This is a genomic window from Bacterioplanoides sp. (assembly GCF_965219715.1).
In the GTDB taxonomy this organism is placed as follows: Bacteria; Pseudomonadota; Gammaproteobacteria; order Pseudomonadales; family Oceanobacteraceae; genus Bacterioplanoides.
In genome coordinates, this window is the sequence record NZ_OZ244785.1 from 1,546,386 (window position 1) to 1,566,913 (window position 20,528).

General features: G+C 48.5%; 16 protein-coding genes. All 16 read right to left on the minus strand.

Annotated features, from left to right (window positions below; all coding sequences use genetic code 11):
- Window positions 1–44: 44 nt before the first annotated feature.
- The gene (locus ACOQOZ_RS07575) at window positions 45–1,334 is read right to left on the minus strand and encodes a DUF3570 domain-containing protein (protein ID WP_420591671.1); all 1,290 of its coding nucleotides are present in this window, start codon (window positions 1,332–1,334) and stop codon (window positions 45–47) included.
- The gene (locus ACOQOZ_RS07580) at window positions 1,321–1,698 is read right to left on the minus strand and encodes a DUF4266 domain-containing protein (RefSeq protein ID WP_420591672.1); all 378 of its coding nucleotides are present in this window, start codon (window positions 1,696–1,698) and stop codon (window positions 1,321–1,323) included. Before ACOQOZ_RS07580 ends, ACOQOZ_RS07575 begins: the two co-directional genes overlap by 14 nt.
- Before the next feature lie 40 nt (window positions 1,699–1,738).
- Window positions 1,739–2,218, minus strand: a complete 480-nt coding sequence (locus ACOQOZ_RS07585; protein ID WP_420591673.1) for a TlpA family protein disulfide reductase — start codon at window positions 2,216–2,218, stop codon at window positions 1,739–1,741.
- Between the two features lie 72 nt (window positions 2,219–2,290).
- A complete protein-coding gene (locus ACOQOZ_RS07590) occupies window positions 2,291–3,541 on the minus strand; it encodes a TadE/TadG family type IV pilus assembly protein (protein WP_420591674.1) in 1,251 nt (416 codons plus the stop codon).
- 1 nt (window position 3,542) lies between these two features.
- Window positions 3,543–4,169, minus strand: a complete 627-nt coding sequence (gene tadF / locus ACOQOZ_RS07595; RefSeq protein ID WP_420592403.1) for a tight adherence pilus pseudopilin TadF — start codon at window positions 4,167–4,169, stop codon at window positions 3,543–3,545.
- 4 nt (window positions 4,170–4,173) lie between these two features.
- Window positions 4,174–4,680 (minus strand): hypothetical protein, encoded by a 507-nt coding sequence (locus ACOQOZ_RS07600; protein WP_420591675.1) that lies wholly within the window; start codon window positions 4,678–4,680, stop codon window positions 4,174–4,176.
- Window positions 4,677–5,594: a tetratricopeptide repeat protein gene (locus ACOQOZ_RS07605; RefSeq protein ID WP_420591676.1), complete on the minus strand. Its 918-nt coding sequence runs from the start codon at window positions 5,592–5,594 to the stop codon at window positions 4,677–4,679. Before ACOQOZ_RS07605 ends, ACOQOZ_RS07600 begins: the two co-directional genes overlap by 4 nt.
- A complete protein-coding gene (locus ACOQOZ_RS07610; RefSeq protein ID WP_420591677.1) occupies window positions 5,594–6,574 on the minus strand; it encodes a type II secretion system F family protein in 981 nt (326 codons plus the stop codon). Before ACOQOZ_RS07610 ends, ACOQOZ_RS07605 begins: the two co-directional genes overlap by 1 nt.
- A 14-nt stretch (window positions 6,575–6,588) precedes the next feature.
- Window positions 6,589–7,764 carry a type II secretion system F family protein gene (locus ACOQOZ_RS07615; RefSeq protein ID WP_420591678.1) on the minus strand — a complete coding sequence of 392 codons (1,176 nt, stop codon included), beginning with the start codon at window positions 7,762–7,764 and terminating at the stop codon, window positions 6,589–6,591.
- On the minus strand, window positions 7,761–9,305 hold the full coding sequence (locus ACOQOZ_RS07620; protein ID WP_420591679.1) for a CpaF family protein: 1,545 nt from the start codon (window positions 9,303–9,305) through the stop codon (window positions 7,761–7,763). The genes ACOQOZ_RS07615 and ACOQOZ_RS07620 overlap by 4 nt, the downstream gene beginning before the upstream one ends.
- On the minus strand, window positions 9,305–10,657 hold the full coding sequence (locus ACOQOZ_RS07625; RefSeq protein ID WP_420591680.1) for an AAA family ATPase: 1,353 nt from the start codon (window positions 10,655–10,657) through the stop codon (window positions 9,305–9,307). The genes ACOQOZ_RS07620 and ACOQOZ_RS07625 overlap by 1 nt, the downstream gene beginning before the upstream one ends.
- A complete protein-coding gene (locus ACOQOZ_RS07630) occupies window positions 10,602–11,204 on the minus strand; it encodes a hypothetical protein (RefSeq protein ID WP_420591681.1) in 603 nt (200 codons plus the stop codon). The genes ACOQOZ_RS07625 and ACOQOZ_RS07630 overlap by 56 nt, the downstream gene beginning before the upstream one ends.
- Window positions 11,205–11,232: 28 nt before the next feature.
- Entirely contained in the window at window positions 11,233–12,543 is a 1,311-nt protein-coding gene (locus ACOQOZ_RS07635) for a type II and III secretion system protein family protein (protein WP_420591682.1), read from the minus strand.
- A gap of 16 nt (window positions 12,544–12,559) precedes the next feature.
- Window positions 12,560–13,435: a Flp pilus assembly protein CpaB gene (cpaB, locus tag ACOQOZ_RS07640; RefSeq protein WP_420591683.1), complete on the minus strand. Its 876-nt coding sequence runs from the start codon at window positions 13,433–13,435 to the stop codon at window positions 12,560–12,562.
- A gap of 102 nt (window positions 13,436–13,537) precedes the next feature.
- Window positions 13,538–13,729 carry a Flp family type IVb pilin gene (locus ACOQOZ_RS07645; RefSeq protein WP_420591684.1) on the minus strand — a complete coding sequence of 64 codons (192 nt, stop codon included), beginning with the start codon at window positions 13,727–13,729 and terminating at the stop codon, window positions 13,538–13,540.
- Window positions 13,730–13,826: 97 nt separating this feature from the next.
- A complete protein-coding gene (locus ACOQOZ_RS07650) occupies window positions 13,827–20,228 on the minus strand; it encodes a hypothetical protein (protein ID WP_420591685.1) in 6,402 nt (2,133 codons plus the stop codon).
- Window positions 20,229–20,528: the final 300 nt, after the last annotated feature.

A 20,528-nucleotide genomic window follows, 5' to 3' on the forward strand; every position in this document is an offset into this window, starting at 1 on the left:
AGATCACCTTAAACAAGGTTGTCAAAAGCATCTGGCTACAGACATTATTTATGCTTATAGCTCACACCTAACATCAGCCAGTTAGCGCTGAAGTCGCTGTTCTGTTTTTCACTATTTTGCTGAAAATAATGCGCCACACTGAAATCCAGGGTAAGGCTTTTAATCACCGGATATTGTGCTCCCAGTTCAAAACGATGGGCGACAAATTCACTTAAACGCTCATCAGAACTGGCAGGACCACTTTCGCCGAACAATGCCTGTTGATTACTGGCATAAGGGTTCTTGTAAAAGAATGCCTGACTCTGGCTGTAGTAGCGGTAAGCCGGTAACAAGCTCCATTGAGCGGATCTGCCTTTTGGCTTATTTAAACCAAAGAAGCCATAAAACGGAACATCCAGATTCACCGCCATCGTGTGGCTGGTAATCCCCCAGTCATCATCGAAGAAACGATATCCCAGCTGACTGGTGATCCAGCTGTCCCACTGTTTAATCCAGGAAGCATTAACACCTTTGCCCACACGTTTTTCCGGACGCAGTTCACCGGCCAAGAAAACTTCGTTAAAACGATCAATCACCCCGTCTCGGTTAACATCAATAGCACGCAAAATCGTCTGGTAATGATTACTCAGATAGCCACTGTCGTGACTCGCAAACAAAGAAACCGTCGCCGTCGATGAAGCCGATAAGGTTTGATTAATACCGGCTTCAATATCGAATGCATGGTTTTTGTCGATAATTTGATCGGCATAACTGCCGTTAAATACATAACTTTCGTTATAGATATATGAGCCGCCCAGAGTATAAGAACGGTTTTTACGCCGGTCTGCCCACCACAACTTCGATGCACTGATACTGGAGCTGGAATAATCACTCTCTTTTGAATATCCCGCCGTCACCGTGGTTTCATTACGGAGTTCATCACGACTGGTCAGCGAGAGGTTAATCGAACGACGAATATCGGTCAGATCAACCTTCTCAACCTGATATTCACCATTCGGATCGTATCCAAGTATTAGCTTATTGCTGACCTTACGGGCGGCATCCAGTTTGGCTATCCGGTTTCTGCTATCATCAGCACTAACCGTTGGTGTTTTAGAGCGCAGAGTTGGGGAAGCGCCGGAAATTGCATCGTAGCCAAGATCGATCGAATAATCATAATCGACACCTTTTTTGCCTTTAATGCTCACCGCATGATCCGTTACCTTTACCCGGTCGTCACCTTCAACATAACGCAACACGTGATAACCCACGGTGGTTTCTGCAATGACTGCCGCAGAAAATACCAGCAATAAAACAGCAGCAATACTTCTCTGCAGTTTCTTAGTTACAACCACAACCACCCCCGCCAATGCCGGTACCGCCTCGGGTATTTTCTTTTGATGCAAACACTTTGGTTGCAAACTTATTCATGGTTGGCATACGCCCACCTGGCTTCATTTCGTCTTTCGCCAGTGTTCCCTTGTGCCACGGCTTAACGTCCTCAATTCCTAACACCGGTTCGATAAAATTCAGCGCGGAATGTTTTGGCAGCTTAGCTTTAGGTTTCTTAACCTTATTTTTCTTAACACCATTCCCGGGTGCATCAGCCTCCGATGATGACGTCTGTTGTTGCATTTTTGGTGCAACATAAATGGTTTTTACTTCAGCCGAAACACTGGCTGAGAACAGCAGAGCGGCAGTCAATAATAAACGCATCATAACTCTCCCCGAAAATACGAGATCTCAAGTCGTTTTAACATCAAAGCTCTACACCCAGACCAGCCAGGTCTGCTTCGATCACTTCGTCAATATAATCAATAGCACCCAGATGCTGACCCAGAATGACACCGTCACGAATGTAGTACAGAGCTGGCATGCCCAGTGGTTCAAAGATTTCGATCAGTTCACTCTCGGTATCGTTAATCACGCGGAATTCAATACCCAGCTGTTTCTGAAACGCTTTAGCCACGGCTTCGTCTTCGTCCACATCAACACCAACAACAGCTACTTTATCGGAGCCTTTGTAGCTGTTGTGAAATTTGTTAACCAGTGGCAGTTCAATACGACAAGACACACACCATTGAGCAAAAAAGTCGATGACATACACTTTACCCGGCTCAGGAGCGACCTGTGCACGAATAGATTCTGGCAGACTGTCACCAATTTCCAGCGCGGAGACAGGCAGACTCAGCATGGTTAATGCCGCCAGTGTTGCTACTAAATGTTTGATTTTTTTCATATTGAGTACCTATTTATTTCTAAGACCGTTCGTTTCCGAGTGGTTTATTTATTGTTTAAAGTGATTGAATGTTTAAGCTTCTTCATCAACTAACCGCAATTTTGCTTTTGCACTGCTGGCAATGATTTTTTTTATAGCCGCGTCTAATTCGGAGGCGTTATCTGCGGCTAAAAGCTGGTCGCCATAACAATTTCTCAATTGATTACTGGGTCCTGAGCCGAACAAGCCGCCCACCTCAAAACCGATAAACCAAAGATCGATACCCTGCTCTCTGACCCGATCACACATACCGGCTGCGACCAGATCGCGCATAGCAAAAGCACTGCTACCGCTATCAGCGCCATCCGACAGAACAACCATGATCTTATCGGACTTATTATTGGCTCGTGGTAAATCTTCCAGGTTCCAACGTCCGCCCCAGCTCTCGAGTAAGGTTCTTACTCCCCAGATAAACCCCTGCAGACTGGCGGTAGAGCTGCCGTTAGCATCAGGCATCTGGCGGATTTGTTGCTGCAGATAAATGTGGTCTGTGGTGAGTGGTATCACTTTTTGTGAAGGGCAATTTTCGGCAAGAAAATCGCCACCGCGCTGAGGTTCCGTCACTACCTGAATATTATCCGGGGCATTAAATAACTGCGCCAGAACCTGATCAGTATTGTTACCACCACGACCATCGACACACAAAGGCTGAGAGTAAGATTCCGGCAGCCAAAGAGCACCGTTAATATTTACCCCACCCATTTCATGAAACGGCACCATTGCCAACGCAGCGGAATCCGGTAAATCATCAATTAAATCCAGCAGAGTCTGCTGCAGACGTGCGAACTTGGTACCGCTATTTCCCGACGCCAGCGATGACCCCATCGAACTGGATACATCCACAACAAAGGTTAAATCCAGCGCACCGGGTTCATAGGCATAATCTGCGCGAGCCTGATAACGAACTTCCACAGTTCGGAACGACTCAATAAAAGCCCCAAGGAACATACTGTCGACATCACGCAGGGCAGATATAACAACTTGCTGCTCAGGATTGGTCGGGACTACTGTTGTTTTATTATCACCAAAGTAGGCCAGTGATAATTCACTGGCTATTTCATTCGCTTCGGCAATTAATTGTGCGTTATTTTTTTCTTTGCTTAAGGCAATTCGCCCGGCAACATTCATCGCAGCAACCCGGGAAAACTCAGTTAGCTTCTGACGCTGCAATAACCATTGTCCGGCATCAACCGCCCCCAGTGTTAATGTGGCCAACATGGGTAATACCAGTACAGTAATAATACTGGCCTGACCCGTTTGTCGGTAAATTGAAGAAAACCACATATCAATAACCATCCCGTTCAATCAGTACACTGCGCGCGGAAAGCACCGGGAATGCTTTTTCGCCATTTCCACCACTGTTAAACCAGCGTGCCGATAAACCATCTTTTTGTTCCAAACACACAGTGACCACCCAGACAGCCGGTCGCTGGCCATTCGCTAATGGCTGTAACAGCCTGCTGAGATCGGCAACCGAAACCGCCGCCCGGCGATTACTGCCACAGTCGTTAGGATCCCATTCGAGCGGTGCTTCCTGATAACGTAAACGTGTAATCGCTACTTGTGGCATTTCCTGATCGTTATTGTTGTCCCGACTCCAGAGTTCCTCTGCCAGATTTTTATACTGATCGTGATTCACCTGCTTTTGCGCATCCGCGAGATTATTCTCAACATCAAAGTCAGTTAAATCCCGCTGTGAAGAAACCAGCCACACCAGATCTTCACTTAATTGCTGCAAACGCTGCTGCTGATAACCCGGCTGTGCTAAATCCACCAGTGCCAACGACAAAATCATCGCGGCCAGTAAAATCACGCTGATTTCAACTTCAGCAACACCACGTTGTTTATCGTATTGCGGTCGACAACGCTGTTGCTTATAACGCTGATCAGCTCGTTGCTGGCACAAGTTCATCACCTTAATTCCCCGGGTTAGCATCGACAGGAATCACCAGTAAGCGGCGAAAGGTAAAAGACAGGTTATTCCAGCCAAAACCGGCAACAACTTCAAACGCTGACAAAGTAGCAGAGCTGGTAAACTCCCAGGTTAATAATGCACAGCAGCTGTTACTACTGTCCCAACCGGCATTACCCGCCGGATTCGCTGCCAGAATTTGTTCACGATCGAGAAAATAGCTTCCTTCAGGCGCTCCGTTTTTAATATCGATATCCGCCAACAGCCATTGATCCTGCTTCACTTGTTGCCAGATTTCCTGAGCCTGATCTTCCGGCAAAATATTAAGCTGACGTAAATCCGGCTTGGACAATAATTGACGATTCACTTCTTCAACGGCTTCCGCCAACAAAGATCGCACTAATAACTGACGACCAAGGTCCAGCATTAACACCAGCGTAAACAGAATGATCGGCAATAAAATTAATAAGCCGATGGAGCCGGAGCCACGCTGACCAGTGAACGACGTCATAATGACCCCGCCGCGTGATTTAAACGCTCACGAAACTGCTGATAGATATCCAGCTGTTGTTGCTGCTCTGCCGGCGATAACGGGCTTAACCACTTCAGTGCCTGCTGTTGGTCATTTTGCAGGCCATAACTCAACGCCAATAACTGGCGCAGTGGTAAGGCACAGGTCGATTGCTGGCAACCTGGTAAAAGTAATGCCTGGGCTTTATCACTCTGTTGCTTTAATAAATAACTCAGCGCCAGGTTATAACGGTACGGCCAATGTTCAGGATCGCCCAACAGTAAGCGTTGATAAAGTTGTTGTGCCAGATCAGGCTGGCCACGCAGCGTTAACAGATGCGCCTGCAGTGAATAACAATGATTAAATTGCGGCTGTAATGCTTGATTATTTAATGCCGGAGATGTGTCTAACCATAACCAGGCCTGCTCCGCTGCAGCGCTGTTGGCCTGTTCATCATCCAAACTCTGAGCATCAAGCAGGCTTACAGCACGAATACAGCGCCAGTTCATCAGCCCGTTATAACGCTGTGCAATCAGCTCCTGCTGCTGTTTATCCGCCATTACATGCGATAACGGCAAACGACGCTCTGCTTCGGATAACAGTGCCATCGCATGGGTAAACTGCTGGTTTTTGCGATATAACCAGAATAATGCCGTACGATGTTCACCATTAACTGAGTTATCACTGTTACCGTATTTATCCAACTGGCTTTTATGCATATCAATCGCCAGCTGATAAAAGCCGCTGCGTTCCGCTTTTTCCGCCAGCGTGAATACCTGCTGCTGTCCCTGTATTTGCTGCTGTTGTGAAACAACGGCTGTCTTTCCCGGAGTGGAACTACAACTGCTGATAACCAGCAATAAAGCCGCCGCTGCAATCAAACGGTAAACAACAAACCGACGAGTTAAATGCATTAACCTTCTCCACTTAACTGACGAATTAACATAATAAAAGCCGGTCCAGCTAATAGCGCAACCAATGGCAAAATAATAAATACCATTAATGGCACAGACATTTGTGCCGGCACTTTTGCCATGCGCTCTTCCAGTGCCAGGCCATGAATCGTACGGCTGTGACCGGCGAGTTCTCGCAAACCTTCCGCCAGTGGCGTACCATAATCATCTGCCTGAGCGATTAACCAACTCAACTGGCGTAAATCATCCAGCGGTAAGCGTTGTGCTAATTCATTAAACGCATGACTGCGACTATTAGTAATTCGCAGGTCGTCACTTAACGCGGCAAAGTGTTTGGCTAATGCCGGATTAACCGCACGCATCTCTTCGCCGATCCGTGCCAGCGCAGCATCAATACTTAAACCGGCCTCAAGGCACAAAGCCAATAAATCAAATACCTGAGGCAACTGACCCTGTAAACGCCGGGCGCGATCACGACAGAACAATCCGAATAATGCTTCGGGAATTAAATTGGCAATCACCATGGCAATAATCAGCAACAGAAAATCCATTGCTTTCTGCCCCTCCGGCCAAAGCCAAAGTGCAGCAATCACAGCAGTGATGATTTTACTGAGCCAGAAATAACGGCCAAGAATCACCAGACTGGTCTGACCAGCTTCATTACCCGGGTGAATAAAACCCGCTTGTCTCGCTAAAACAATTTGCGCTGGCGGTAACCGGAAACGACCGTCGAGCCAGGCAACAAAATTTTTAAATGCCTGGACAACAACCGCGATTTGCTCATTCTGATTGCCCGACAGTGGGCTTACCGAAATCGTCTGCAGTCCATTGGCACTGTCTTTATTCGGTTCCGCATCAATATTCTGTAACTGCAACAGTTTTTGTCGCCGCTGCTGATTTTGCAGCTGTTGATACACAGCAAAACCAATCAACAATGCTCCGGCAATTAACAGCAATATGGCAATGGACGAGGTACTCATGACTGTATCCGGCATCAGCGGCCACCTCCAATCACCATTAAGCGAATCAGAAATAAGCCAAATGCAATGCTGCCCAGGCTATAAGCCAGCAATTGCTGACCACTGGCATCGTCGAGTAAAAACTCCAGGTGGCCCGGATTCAGCCAGGCCAGCGCAGACAACATCAGAATAGGAATGGCAGCAACCACGTTAGCCGATAAACGAGGTTCACTGGTCAGCGCATCCAGTTTATGTTTGGCCCGCTGAGCTTCTTTTAATTGCGCACTCTGGCGCGCCAATACCTGAGCCAGACGACCACCGGTTTGCAGATTCAGTAATAACGTCATGCCAAAAAACCGGTAGCTGATCAGCGGCAAACGTAGCCCGGCTAACTCAATGACCTGCTCAGGTGGATCACCGATTCGTAATCGCGACAGCAACCACTCCAGTTCACGGGCAAGAATAATCCGACCCAGCGAATCATCGTCAATGGCAGCATCAACATCCGCCGCCGATGATAATTGTGCGACCACCTGAGACAAAGCCTGATGAATACCCATACCGGCAGAAACGGCACGTGCCAATTGCTCCAGCGCTTGCGGTAATGCCTGCTCACAAGCCTGCATACTCTGTTGCAAACGACGCTGTAAACGCCAGAACAAAATAATCAGTGCTGAGAAAAAACCCATCACAACCGCAGTGATTAATTTAACCAGCATAAATTCTGTTGGCAGTTTTACCCAGACCAATAAAAATAGCGGTAGCGCCATAGCAATTGACGTTAGCCACTGGCGTTGCAACCACTGCGATAAACTGCGTTGCTGTGGTGGCAGAATTAACTGCAGCTGCAATAATTTTCCCTGAAAATAATGATTCAGGCGCGAAGCCGCAGCCGGACGGTATTTTTCCAACTGACGATAAAGGCCCCGCAAAGGTGCGGCAATAAAACTGAATGCCGATAAATCCTGATTATCGGCAAACGGGTCTGCCTGATTCTGGCCTGCCAGAGATAACAACGACGCAGTACTTTGCCCGGAACCGGCAATCTGTGCGCCGGCACTATCACCTGACGTATCCAGTTGCTGAATATCCCGTAAGCGCTGCTGACGCTGCTGCTGTGCCTGAAACTGACGATAATACATCACCAGCAATGCCATACCGGCCAGCGATAATAACCAGGGGCTGTTACTGACCCAGTTGAAAAAACTCATCCGAAGTTTTCTCCGGATGGCTGGGTATTAAAACCGCTACTGTTGCTGGATAAGCGATTAACCAGAGCCTGTAATTCGTCACCCAGTCCCATGGTACGGGCACGCTCCATTAATGCCGGACGCAGATTCTGATGCTGATAACTCGGAGTTTCCTGCGGATTATTATCGTTACTTTTGTATTGCCATAAGGTTTGCAATGTGACGGTATCCCCTTCGATACCGATTACTTCAACAATGGCGGTTACCCGGCGGACACCATCGCGATCACGATTCACCTGAACAATCATATCCAGTGCACTGACCATCTGACGGCGAATCGCCACCAATGGCACATTCGCCTGCTGCATCAATAATAAATTCTCCAGACGAATAAGAGCATCACCCGGGCTGTTGGCGTGCAACGTTGACATTGAACCATCGTGGCCGGTGTTCATCGCCTGCATCATATCGAACGCTTCGTTGGAACGAACCTCACCCAAAACAATACGATCCGGGCGCATCCGCAGCGCATTAACCAATAATTGCTGTTGATTAATACCACCACCACCTTCGAGCGACGGTGGACGGGTTTCCAGTCGCACCACATGAGGTTGTTGTAATGCCAGTTCGGCTGCGTCTTCAATGGTTACAATACGCTCGTCGCCACCAATATGACGTGATAACGCATTGAGTAACGAAGTTTTACCCGCACCGGTTCCACCGGAAATCAGAATATTCGCGCGCGATGCCGTAGCAATTTTTAACAGCTGCGCCATTTCCGCAGTCATCGACCCCAGGCTTACCAGATGGTCTAAATCAAAACCGTCACGATTAAATTTACGAATCGAAATACTGGTGCCGTCCAGTGCCAGCGGCGGGATAATAATATTTACCCGGCTGCCGTCTTCTAAACGTGCATCCACCATCGGATTACTTTCATCGATACGACGACCAATAGCCGCAGCAATACGACGGGCCACGTGTTTTACATGGGCTTCATCGTGAAACTGCACACCGGCTGGCTGTAATTTACCGCGACGTTCAACGTAAACCTGAAACGGACCATTCACCAGAACATCGGCAACCGTCGGGTCATCTAATAATGCCTGAATCGGTCCTAAGCCCAACATGTCATCGAGCAAAGCATCGGCCAGCTGTTGCTGATCCTGTGCGGTTAACGGCAATTTTCGCTGACTGGCTAATTCACCCGATTCACGAATAATACGTGCCCGTAATGCCGCACGATTTAATCTCAGTACCACGGAGGCATCGAGGCGCTCCAGCAATAATAAACGCAATTCGTTTAATAACGGCGACATGGCGGCCGTTGGCGCTGCCGCAACAGAAGTATTTTTATCAGCGGCCATTAGCTGGCCAATTGTATTAACAGTGTTTGCCGCATTGACACTGTTTGCTCCATCAACAGCGCTTGCAGATTCTGGAGTGCTATTTAAATCGGCTTCGCGTGCACCAACAGATGCGCCCTCTTTAACGCCCACGTTTTCTGTAGTGGCTGCGGTTGCGGCTTTGCCGGGTGACGAATCAGAACGACGACCAAACATCAGCTACCCCGGTTTAATAAGCGTTGCAGAATGCCGGATTCACGTTGCACAGACGGTGTTAACGCCAACCAGTCGTCAATAAAACGATTCACCTGTTTGCTTAAACGGCTTTGATCAATATTCGGTATGTCTGCCATCAATTGCTTTAAGGCAGACTTATCATGATCCAGTGCGCTCAGTGGTGTTTTAGTAAACGGATTAATTGCCGCCATATCCTCAACCGTTACAGCGGCAGCGTTATAAGGCTGGTTTACCAGCAGGTGTACTTTGTTTAATAAACCATGCTGCTGATAAAAATCCTGCAATCGCTTTAATTCACGTGCAGCCGATGGATGTGGGTGTGTCACCAGGACAATATGATCGGCATTTTTTAACAGCTCCAGCGCCATTGGTGTGGTGTTATGCGCTGCAGGCAAATCCCAGCACAAAGCACTGAATTGTGGAGCAAGCTTGACGGTTAGCGCATTAATAACGCCTGATTTCTGTAATAACTGGTTTTGCTTTCCGGCGGCGTTAACGTCCACCACAGAGCTGAACAAGGTCAAACGAGAATGTAGTTCACTGCCAGCCCGCTGGACCAATAAATCATCCGCTGCATCCGGGTCAGCCAATAAACTGGCAAATGCTGCATTCGCCGGACTGTTTAAATAAATATCGAGACTGCCCGCGCTGTCGAGATCCAGCAGAGCTAAATGCATGCCTGGGTCACGACTCAGCTTACCAGCAACCAGCGCGGCAATTAAACTGCAACCAATTCCGGAATGGGTCGCGGTAATCACCATATTACGGCCACGCGGTGCAGCCGGGCGCAGTGTATCGCTTTCCCGCACACTGTTATGAACGCCGTTATAGCCATCGTTATGCGCTTGATCATCATGAAAGCGACTGTGAGGTTCACTCAGACGACGTAATTGTGCCCGCAATTGCACTTCATCAACCGGTAACACCAGATAATCATCAACGCCCAGCGACATCAGCTGGCGATAAAACCCCAGATCATCGCGTTGGCCCAACAATAAAACCCGGGTACTGGCCTGACAGACTTCAGCCAACTGTGCCAGACCCTCAATCGGGTCTGAGGAATTAACCGGATCACTGATATCAACAATTAATAATTCCGGTGAGCTGTAGCTGCGATAATATTCAATCGCCCGGCTTAATGCGCTGGCCGATTTATTCGTCGCCTGGCTAACAGGAATAATGGTCAGCTCAAGGGCCGCACAAGCCAGCGCGGCTTGTGTCAGAGTCTGTTCTTCCTGCTTGCTGTTTACAAAACCGTGTAGTTGCTGGGTCATATTAATTTCCAATGGTACTGCCGGTCGTGGTACGACGTTCCAACGGCTGGTTTTCACGACTGACTTCCAGCGCTTTAAGTGCAGAAATTCCGTCCAGTGATTTATCCGCTGGCGGAGCAATCACTAATTGTTTCGGGTTGGCCATCTGCATCAAATTATTACGGTTAGCGCAGCCGAAGTGATCGGCTCTGCACACGCGGATCTTGGCCATAAACCACTCAATGCGTACTTCAAGCAGGCGCTCGTTGTCTGCCTGATTCTTCTTAGCCGCTAATTTTTTGCCTGGCTTTAAGTCATAACGCAGCTGCAATTGTGAATCCTTGATGCCTGCGCGTTTCAGCTCAGCAATAACTTTTCGACTATCACCGTCAAACCCTTTTAACGGAATCAGCATTAGCGAAAATTCCTGAAGTTGTTGTTGCGACATCAGAAACTGGTTCAATTCTGTTTTTTGTAACGGCCATACAAACGATTGTTGCTGAACCTCTACACCACTACCGGAGTGGCGCAGCTCTGCCTGAGCAAACAACGGCAGTAACAATTGCAACACCAGAGCCAGAGTAATCAGACACTGGGACATAATTTTTTTAGTAAACATCATCATGCGGTTATCCAATAAAACGGCACATCAATTAATAAATAAAATCCGGGTTACCCCATAGACGAATGGTGCTGTCTGTCGTTTTTCCTGTCGCGTTTTTATGGCTTTTGCCCCACAACATTTGTTCGAACAAAGAATTGGCTTTTAACCCTTCGCCAGGAAGCACAAATTCATTGGCCTGCTGTGGCTCAACGGCATAAGCACTTACGATAATGACCAGTTCCGTTTCTTCTCGACGGAATTCCTGACTGCGGAACAAGGCGCCCAACACCGGAATATCACCAAGAAACGGCAGTTTGTTAATGGTGCTGACATCATTTGCCTGAATTAATCCAGCCAAAGCAAAACTTTCACCCGACTGCAGCTCGATGGTGCTTTCCGCACTGCGCACCTGCAGTGACGGTAACTGCAAATTACGCCCTTCAACCTGTACTTCCGTGGATAAATTAGAAACCTCCGGACGTACTTTTAAACGGATACGGTTGCCTTCCAAAACGGTTGGCTGCATATCGAGTTTGATACCAAATTCGCGGAAATCGATACTGTAGGTATCCAATTGAGGCAGAGGAATCGCATAAGGGTATTCACCACCAGCATGGAAATGAGCGGTTTCACCGCTGAGTGCAGTCAGATTTGGCTCCGCTAACACTTTTGCTAAACCTTCATTTGCCATCGCCTGCAAGACACCGGATAGCGGATCCTGACCGAAATCCAGTTCGCGGGTGCTGAGTGTCACCAATCGACGATCAAACGCGATGCTGCCATTAATTAAGGTTCCCCAGCGAATACCCAACTGGTGGCCCACTTCGCGTTTAACTTCAGCAATACGCAGACGAATATTCACCTGCTTCGCCATATCGACTTTAATGCGGTTTATCACCTCACCGTTTTCAGCAACAAAGCCCTTGGCCATGGCCACCGCGGCTTCAATCGTCAGGCTGGAATCCACCAGGCCAGTTAACAGAATATTGTTACCCTGGGCGCTGGCGTTTACCTGATTTTTTCCCTGATCAGATAACTCTTGTTGCAACTGGCTGTTTAATTGTTCCAGGTTGTGACGTACTTCGATCTGACGCTGGTAAATGGTGCGCTGCTTACTGTCGAGTACAAATATTTCGGTAACGCCTGGCTTTTTTGCAAAAACAAATAACGAACGACTCGCCGGTAACTGGTAGTTAGCCACCGAAGAATCAGAAATAAATACCGTTTTGGCGTCGCCATTTAACCGGATTAATTCACCCTTCCCGACATTCAGTGCCAGCGGTTTCCCTGCAGCCTGCGTTATTGAAGACAATCCGAGTAAACCCATTAACAGAACAAATACGCTAACGGCTGAATACATTTTTTGGTGTAACTGCTTATAAACCACCAGACACCTCACGTTGTTCGCCACGAATCAGGAAGGTGTTTTCATCCAGGCCGCTGTCTTTTGTTTCCGGGAATAAATCGCTGGCTCCGCTGCCAGCGCTGCTTACACCGCTATCGTTAGGGTTACGCAGGCTGATGGATAATGAGCCGCCATTTGCAGCCATTTGTAATGCCAGAGGTACACGCACCGCTTGTTGTGGTGTTGCTTCAAACGTAACAACGGCATCGCGATCACGACGACGCTTATTGTTATTTAACTGATCGGCTTCGTAGTTCTGACTGGAAAAACGGTTAATCGCCAGCACCCGCAAACCGGATGCTGCAACCGCACTGCGCCAGGTACGGAAATCACGTTTACTCGGCACCGAATCACTGGAAGCACGCACCTGCTGCGCCTGGGTAGTAATAATCAGATCAACCACATCGCCGGGAGAAACCAGGCCGGAACTTAAATAAGCCAGCTTGATATTCACCGATACCGCTCGCATGCCCGGTCGTACGGTTAATGCCAGAAAACCACTGTCGTCCGGTGATACCAACAGGCGTTTATCCAGAGCATCGTCGTTATTTAGTGGCTGACGCAATGCACTGCCAACTAACTGCTGCTCGATTTCCTGTTGCTGTTGTTCCGACTGGGCCAGCCACCAGTGAGCGTGTTGCTCCTGCTGCTGTTGCTCGTCTTCTGTCAGCGTTCGCCAATACAGCGCATCAGAGCTGATTAACTGGCCATCCTGATAGGCCTGATTAATCACCAGTATTTTTTCATCCTCTGCAACGGACGTGCCTTTGTCGGAAGAATTTAAACTGAGCAATACCCCACTCAGTGCCAGCGCAATACCGGCATATAGCAGCCAGGAAGACTTCATATCGCGATCATACCCGCAAAAATCAATATAAAAGGTGTCGTTACAAAAGAGACAGCATCAAACCTGTACTGACAGATTTTCCGTACCAGATAAAGATTTGATTTATTCACTGCCTTCAGTGATGGTTTCTTTCACTTTTTCAAACGACGTGTTTAGTGCATCCTGCAATGGGCCGCCCGGTCCCACAGCCACAAATAATGTGCCCGCCAGTGCAGCTGCCAGAATGGCATATTCAACGGCGGTAACACCGAGTTGCTTTTTTACACTTTTTATTGAGACTGATTTTTTCATCATTATTTCCTGTTTAATTTATTACTAATTAGCCTGAGTTATAACGACAAACAGGCGCATGGCTAAAAGCCATGCGCCGCGTCCTTATCGTATTTATTAATTAGTCAGGGCTACCGATATGAATGTATTTTTTATACTGTTCGCCTGTAGCTCCCCATGGATCAGGATCAACATCCTGAGTGGTTCCTGCTGGTGTAATGATAGTTACCACACTGCGACACCGGAAAGAGCAGCCAGGCTCTTTCGTTTCAGCATTGGTCCAATAGTTTCCATCCGCTATCCGGTCAGAATGCAAACCGGATAACAACGGTTCAGCATATAATCCCTGCATTTGAGAAACAGTTGGTAACGCCCAGCTGCCAAGGCCGCAGTATTCATCAAAACCTGGCTCTCCATGCTCATCTTTATTGGGAATTGCAACATGCGTTGTCCAAATATGACCGGTTTGTGAGTCGCGAATACAATATGTTTCACTAGCTAATGTAACAACAGCTCCATCCTTACCAAGGCGCTTAAAGCGAGAGTCACCGCCATCTCCAGAGCCATCTCCAGAGCCATCTCCAGAGCCATCTCCAGAGCCATCTCCAGAGCCATCTCCAGAGCCATCTCCAGAGCCATCTCCAGAGCCATCTCCAGAGCCATCTCCAGAGCCATCTCCATCTGGCGCCGTGTGGCTTAACAAACGTGCAAACACTCGGTAATCATTATCAGCAATTGAGAGGTTCATGATACTTTCACCACCAGAAGGCGGGCGATAGCTATAAACCTGTCGCTCAGTCGCTTCATTGTCAGTCGGACGTGTTGAACTCCAATACCATTGACGTTTCAGACCATCAACACCAGAACTAAAGCCTTTAAAATGATTTTCAAAAACTCGTGTATCGATACTTTTCGCGATTAAAAAATCATCTGGATTATCATATGTGTTCAGAGATTGAACCTGTTCCAGCGTTGGCAATGCCCAGTTGGACTTACCGCACCAATTATTATTATTGGCTTCCGTCACTCGTGCTTCAGCTTGAGCAAAGGTCATTTGATCAACAGATCCAGCACGGCCATCAGCCAGCACTCGCCATACAACCGCATTTGATGCAGCCAGATCTTGCTGTGCCGTTACATTCTGAGCGCAACGATACCCTTGGGTATAAGTAGTATTTGCCGGAATATATCGACCTTTATCGTCAAGCTTGGCAAAGTTTACAGTTCCGGAAACAACAGTCGCCGCGGCCACTGATACGGTGTAGCCATTTGCAAAGGCATTATCAATCGCTGTATTGGTTAACGGTGCCTGAGTCGTAACCCAGTTTTCTAGTGCAATGATTTGTTGATCCAATGCACTCAACTGATTCTGGTAAGACGTAATCAAATTGCTACCAAATGCACCGTCGATCAACTCAGTAACCAAATCGACCAACCCCTGACGACGTGTTTTCAGATCGGCCAGTGTTTTTTGCACATTATAAATTTCAGATAAACCGCTACGCGCTGCCAGGTACAGAGCTTCTGCCAATGGCGCATCGCTTGGCGTATTTACAACCGCTTGTTGTGCCGTGGCAATATCGCCAGCCTGGGTTGTTGCAGTAGTCAGTTGCGTACCAGCGGCAGAAGTATCAGTCGCCAGCTGAGTTGCGATCGCAAGTTCATCAAGAACAGCAGATACCTTGGCCTCTAGCGCAGTAATGGTACTAACCGCATCAGTCAGGTCGCTGTTTTGTGCTGCTTTATAAGCTGTTAACGCCGCGTTAAATTTAGTCAGCTCAGCATTGAATTCTGCACGTTCAGCATCATTTACACGGTTATCAGGGTTACTTACCAGTGTATTAACGTCAGCGTTGAACTGAGTTAACAGCGCTTCGAAACGCTCGATATTTGTGTTCAGCGTATTCTTTCGCTGATTGTTTTCAGCAATGCGCGCTAGCAGAGTCGCTTTAAGAGTAGTCAACGCATTTTCGTCGGCTGCTGCAGTAAATTCAGTTTCGCTCTTAGCCTTGTGGTTGCGGGCGTTTTCCTGCCAGCCTGGCAATGTGCTTTGTTCCGTAGTGATATCAGTATTGGCTTGTTTTATTTTATTAACGAAGCTCACACCAACAACCGGAACACGAGACAATAATACGTAATTAATTGAACTCAGTGTCGAAGCATCAGTGCTAAAGGAGGATAAGCCGATATAACCGGTGCGACGCTTGGTTTCATCCGAGGATTCACCATTCACAGCGATATCGCGACTCCAGTAGCGACTATTTGAGCCCTTAACCATAAAGTTAAAGTATTTGCCTCTCCCCCAATGATTGTAATGCTCACGAAAACCCGAGTCATAGTAGGTGTAACTCGCCAGTGCCTGCATTTCAGCAATAGAAGCAGGCTGCCAATCAGAATAGCCACATAAATCGGCAGCATTGGTACGGGCAACTTCGCTCTCTAGCGTTTTTGTTGCAGCGTTATCACTACGGAAAGGAATATCTCGACCATCCGACTTCTGCCAGTACATACCACCTGAAAATTTATTATCTTTAATACAGACAAAATCAGTTGCTGTAGATAATAAACGCTTGCCATCTGCGTTTAATTTCACAAACTCGGTTTTGGTAAATGCAGTCGATTCAGCCACTTCGTTCTGATCACCCGTTACACGCAGCTTTACCGTACCGATAAAATCATCAGACAGCTGAATTGGTTTTGCAGTGGCGTTTTGCCATGCCTGAGTTTCGCCAGCAACAACCAATGCATACTGGTAATCAGCAGCATTATCGAAGCCAGCAATATTTTTCCAACTCAGCGTATCGTCATCGTCTTCAACTACCAGATTGGTTGGTGCGGCAACAATAACCACCTGCGTAAACTCAGGGCTTTGCGCAATAGCACCGGCTTCGTTAATACCGGTTACTGCGGCAACACGTACCTGTACATAACCTGCGGTGCGGTTTTCATCACCGACATTGACAGATTTATCGCTGTCAGTTGCAACACGCCAGTCGGCGCTGCCAATTTTAATTTCGTAAGCGCTGATACTTTCGTAACCGGAAACAAAGCTCCAGCTAAAGGTATCGGCAGCATCGTCGGACGTGGTTGCCGGCGCTGCGATATCGGTAATTACTTTCGCGAACGCGGTTGGGTTACTGGCGGTTGCACCCGCTTCACGACCGGTTGCGGCTTTGACACGTAACTGCAGAGCACCGGAGGCAATGGCCACATCACCCACTTCAATAGGTTTAGCAGAGGCAACTTGCCAGTTACCGTCACCGGTGTGGAATTCATAATCAGCAACATTGGTGTAACCTGCTACATGGGACCAGTCCAGCGTATTGGCAACGTCGCTCACCAACAGATTGGTTGGCGCTGCAATATTGCGGATAACCGCTTTAAATGCCTGAGGGCTTTGTGCAACCTGGCCAGCCAGACGAACGTCAGCAACCGCAGTTACCCGGATTTCAATAGCATTCGCGTCAATATCAAAGTCACCCACCACCAGCGGCTTGGCGCCAATGGTTTGCCAGTCACTTTGCTGACTGCCCGAGGTAATACGATATTCATAATCGGAGGTGTTGGTGAAACCAGCAACATAACTCCAGTCCAGAGTGTCAGCAGCATCATCAAAAACTAACCCTGTTGGTGCAGCAGCGGATACCAGCGCTTTTTTGAATTCGGCACTTTTAGCAATCGCACCTGCTTCACGAATACCGTCAACAGCAGCAACACGAACCTGAATATAATCCGCGGCCTGATCAACATCACCAACATTGATATTGCGATCTGCATTGGTTGCTACCCGCCAATCAGCCGCGCCCACTTTAATCTCGTAGTCACTGATATTTGCGTAGCCATTTACCAGCGCCCAGCTGAAGCTGTCAGCATCGTCATCAGACGTTGGCACAGGTGCAGCAATACCGCGAATCACTTCCGCAAATGCTTCGGTATTCTTGGCAATCTGGCCTGCCAGACGTTCGTTGGCAATCGGTGCAATACGCAGCTCAAAATCACCCACAGCAATAGCAACATCACCCACCTGAATCGGCTTGGTCGTCACTGGCTGCCAGCGGCCGGAATTAATGCGGTACTGGTAATCCGATACCTTGGAGTAATCGCTGACGAAGGTCCAGTTCAGGGTATTCACCGCATCGTTAACAACCAGGTTGGTTGGTGCAGGGGCAACAACCAGGGTTTTCTTAAAGGCCGGGCTTTTAGCGATGGCACCAGCATTACGAACACCCGCAACGGCTTTAACACGCACTTCGATATAACCCGCATCACGATCTACATCACCAATAGCAATGGTGCGCTGTGCGTCAGTAGCAACGACCCAGCTGCCATCGTTAATGCGGATTTCATAGTCGGATACGTTGCTGTAACCAGCAACAAAGCTCCAGCTGAAGGTATTGGCAGTGTCATCACCACTCACCTGAGGCGCCGCAATATCCGTCACGACAATCGTAAAGGCATCGGCGTTGGTGATTACCGGACTGGCCAGCCACTCACCCGCAACCGCAGCCACACGTAATTCCACACCACCAGCGGCAATGGCCACATCGCCCACCTGAACAGGCTTGGCTGTCGCAGTCATCCACGCGCCGTTACCAATGCGATATTGGTAATCGCCAGCGTCGGTGAAGCCATTGGCAAAGGTCCAATCGAAGGTATTGGCCACATCATCAACCACAGGATTGGTTGGTGCCGGAGCTGCAGTGGCATTTTTCTTAAAGGCTGCACTGGCAGCAATTGCACCCGCTTCGCGCAAACCAGCAATGGCTTTCACGCGAACACGAACGTAACCCGCATCACGCTTTTCATTGCCGATAGCAATAGAACGATCTGCAGCCGTCGCCGTGCGCCAGGCCGCAGAATCAATGCTGATTTCATAATCGCTGATCTGGCCGTAGCCATTCACCAACTGCCAGGTAAAGGTGTTAGCTGAGTCATCAGACACTGTCTGTGGTGCTGCCACATTGCGAATTACCGTGTTAAACGCGGCACCGTTACTGGCGCTGGCACCGGCAATCTGACCGGCGTTGGCTTTAACACGCAGCTGTAACGCACCGGCAGAAATAGCAACGTCACCCACCTGCAATGGCTTGGCATTAACGGTTTGCCATTGGCCATTACCCGTGTGGTATTCATAGTCAGCAGCACTGGTGAAACCATTCACAAATTGCCAGTCCAGCGTATTAGCAACGTCATCAACAACTAGGTTGGTTGGTGCAGCGATGTTACGCACAACTGCCTTAAACGCCTGAGGGTTACTTGCAACCTGGCCTGCCAGGTTCTTTGACGCAACCGCTTTAACGCGAATTTCGATGGCGTTAACCGCCACATCGAAATCGCCAATTACTAATGGCTTAACGTTAACCGCCTGCCAATCACGCTGCTGGCTACCGGAAGTAATGCGGTATTCATAATCGCTGAGATTGCTGTAACCACTGACGTTATCCCAGTCGAGGGTATCCTGAGTATCGTTAACTAGCAGATTCTTCGGCGCTGCGATGTCATCAATAATGCGGGTTAAAGCCGAGGCGTTTTTCGCAGCCACACCCACCGGGTTATTGTTAACAACACTGGCGCGGACACGTAACTGAACCTGGCCGGTGGCGTACGCCAGATTTTCCAGCGCAACCGGTTTAGCGCTCACCGCCTGGAAGCTGGCGCCATTATTCACCGAGTATTCGTAATGTTGCGGCTGATCGAAACCGGCAACAAACGCCCAATCCAGAGTATTTGCGGCATCATCAATGGTTAGAACCGCAGCGGCCGGGCGAACAACCACCTGAACGTCGTTGTCCAGATCCTGTTGTACATCATCAGAAGCAAATGCGGTGGTACTGCTGGCCAGAATCTGGCTCCAGGAAGCACCGGCGTTATCGCTTGCCTGCTTGGCAATCACTTCTTCCCATTTTTGCTGAATCTCTCGTGCAGCGGCACGAACCGGGGCATCCTTGTTGCTGCTGTTGGCGGCAACATAGTCAACCGAGTAGAAATCATCCTGCAGCGCCCACTTCTCAGCCAGCTTAGCAGCAACCACGTCAACGGTTTCGCCGCTTTCTTTCGCCAGTGCACCAATCACAGTGGTGAATGGCGTTACTAAGTTGCTGGCGTTATCACCGCTTTTAACGTTAACCGGCAGTAATACGCTCTGCTTGGTTAATGCCTGTTGCGGGTTATCCATATCTACGGTCTGACCCGGCACGATTTGCGCCAGTAATTTATCCACTGACTGACCGGCAGGAACCGTCAGTTCAAAACGACCTTCAGCATTGGTGGTTGTGCGGTATTCACCGGCAGCGTCACAAACGAAGTTATCGTTGTTATCGATACAGACAAAAGCATTGCTCAGATAACCGTCGATGACCTGGCCGCGAACGGCAACCTGATTGACCGGAGTTGGCTGTGTTGGGCCGCCGTTATCAACGTTAGGCGAGGAGCCGCTGGAGCCCTGGTCACCACTACAAGCGACTAAGCTGGCCACGCTGATCGCGAGGGCGATCTTACGCGGCAGGAACGCGTGATTCTTCATGATGTACTTCCAATTTTCCGGACAAGTCAGGTCGCGCTGATTGTTGTTCTGGCAATGTTCTGAAGGCGTTTTTTTTCGCGCTACATACACCTGCGTGTCCACACTTAATATGCTAAGCAACAGTTGTTAATGAGATTCGGGCGCGGATCGTAATCTAAATGACAAACGTTTGCAATTGATAGTTAATTCAAACTAACATAGCGGTCAGCTTTTATAACTGATCGTTTATTCAATCCAAAAAACCCAGTAAATCACTAGGTTTTTACGGAAAACGGGCAACCTAAAATCCTGTTCAATCCG

Bases quoted from the DNA above. Each gene is read 5' to 3' on its own strand.
- ACOQOZ_RS07650 (WP_420591685.1), bottom strand. From the start codon at position 20,228: ATGAAGAATCACGCGTTCCTGCCGCGTAAGATCGCCCTCGCGATCAGC.
- cpaB (WP_420591683.1), bottom strand. From the start codon at position 13,435: ATGAAGTCTTCCTGGCTGCTATATGCCGGTATTGCGCTGGCACTGAGT.
- ACOQOZ_RS07580 (WP_420591672.1), bottom strand. From the start codon at position 1,698: ATGATGCGTTTATTATTGACTGCCGCTCTGCTGTTCTCAGCCAGTGTT.
- ACOQOZ_RS07590 (WP_420591674.1), bottom strand. From the start codon at position 3,541: ATGTGGTTTTCTTCAATTTACCGACAAACGGGTCAGGCCAGTATTATT.
- ACOQOZ_RS07585 (WP_420591673.1), bottom strand. From the start codon at position 2,218: ATGAAAAAAATCAAACATTTAGTAGCAACACTGGCGGCATTAACCATG.
- ACOQOZ_RS07630 (WP_420591681.1), bottom strand. From the start codon at position 11,204: ATGATGATGTTTACTAAAAAAATTATGTCCCAGTGTCTGATTACTCTG.
- ACOQOZ_RS07620 (WP_420591679.1), bottom strand. From the start codon at position 9,305: ATGTTTGGTCGTCGTTCTGATTCGTCACCCGGCAAAGCCGCAACCGCA.
- ACOQOZ_RS07600 (WP_420591675.1), bottom strand. From the start codon at position 4,680: ATGACGTCGTTCACTGGTCAGCGTGGCTCCGGCTCCATCGGCTTATTA.
- ACOQOZ_RS07610 (WP_420591677.1), bottom strand. From the start codon at position 6,574: ATGAGTACCTCGTCCATTGCCATATTGCTGTTAATTGCCGGAGCATTG.
- ACOQOZ_RS07645 (WP_420591684.1), bottom strand. From the start codon at position 13,729: ATGATGAAAAAATCAGTCTCAATAAAAAGTGTAAAAAAGCAACTCGGT.
- ACOQOZ_RS07605 (WP_420591676.1), bottom strand. From the start codon at position 5,594: ATGCATTTAACTCGTCGGTTTGTTGTTTACCGTTTGATTGCAGCGGCG.
- tadF (WP_420592403.1), bottom strand. From the start codon at position 4,169: ATGAACTTGTGCCAGCAACGAGCTGATCAGCGTTATAAGCAACAGCGT.
- ACOQOZ_RS07615 (WP_420591678.1), bottom strand. From the start codon at position 7,764: ATGAGTTTTTTCAACTGGGTCAGTAACAGCCCCTGGTTATTATCGCTG.
- ACOQOZ_RS07635 (WP_420591682.1), bottom strand. From the start codon at position 12,543: ATGTATTCAGCCGTTAGCGTATTTGTTCTGTTAATGGGTTTACTCGGA.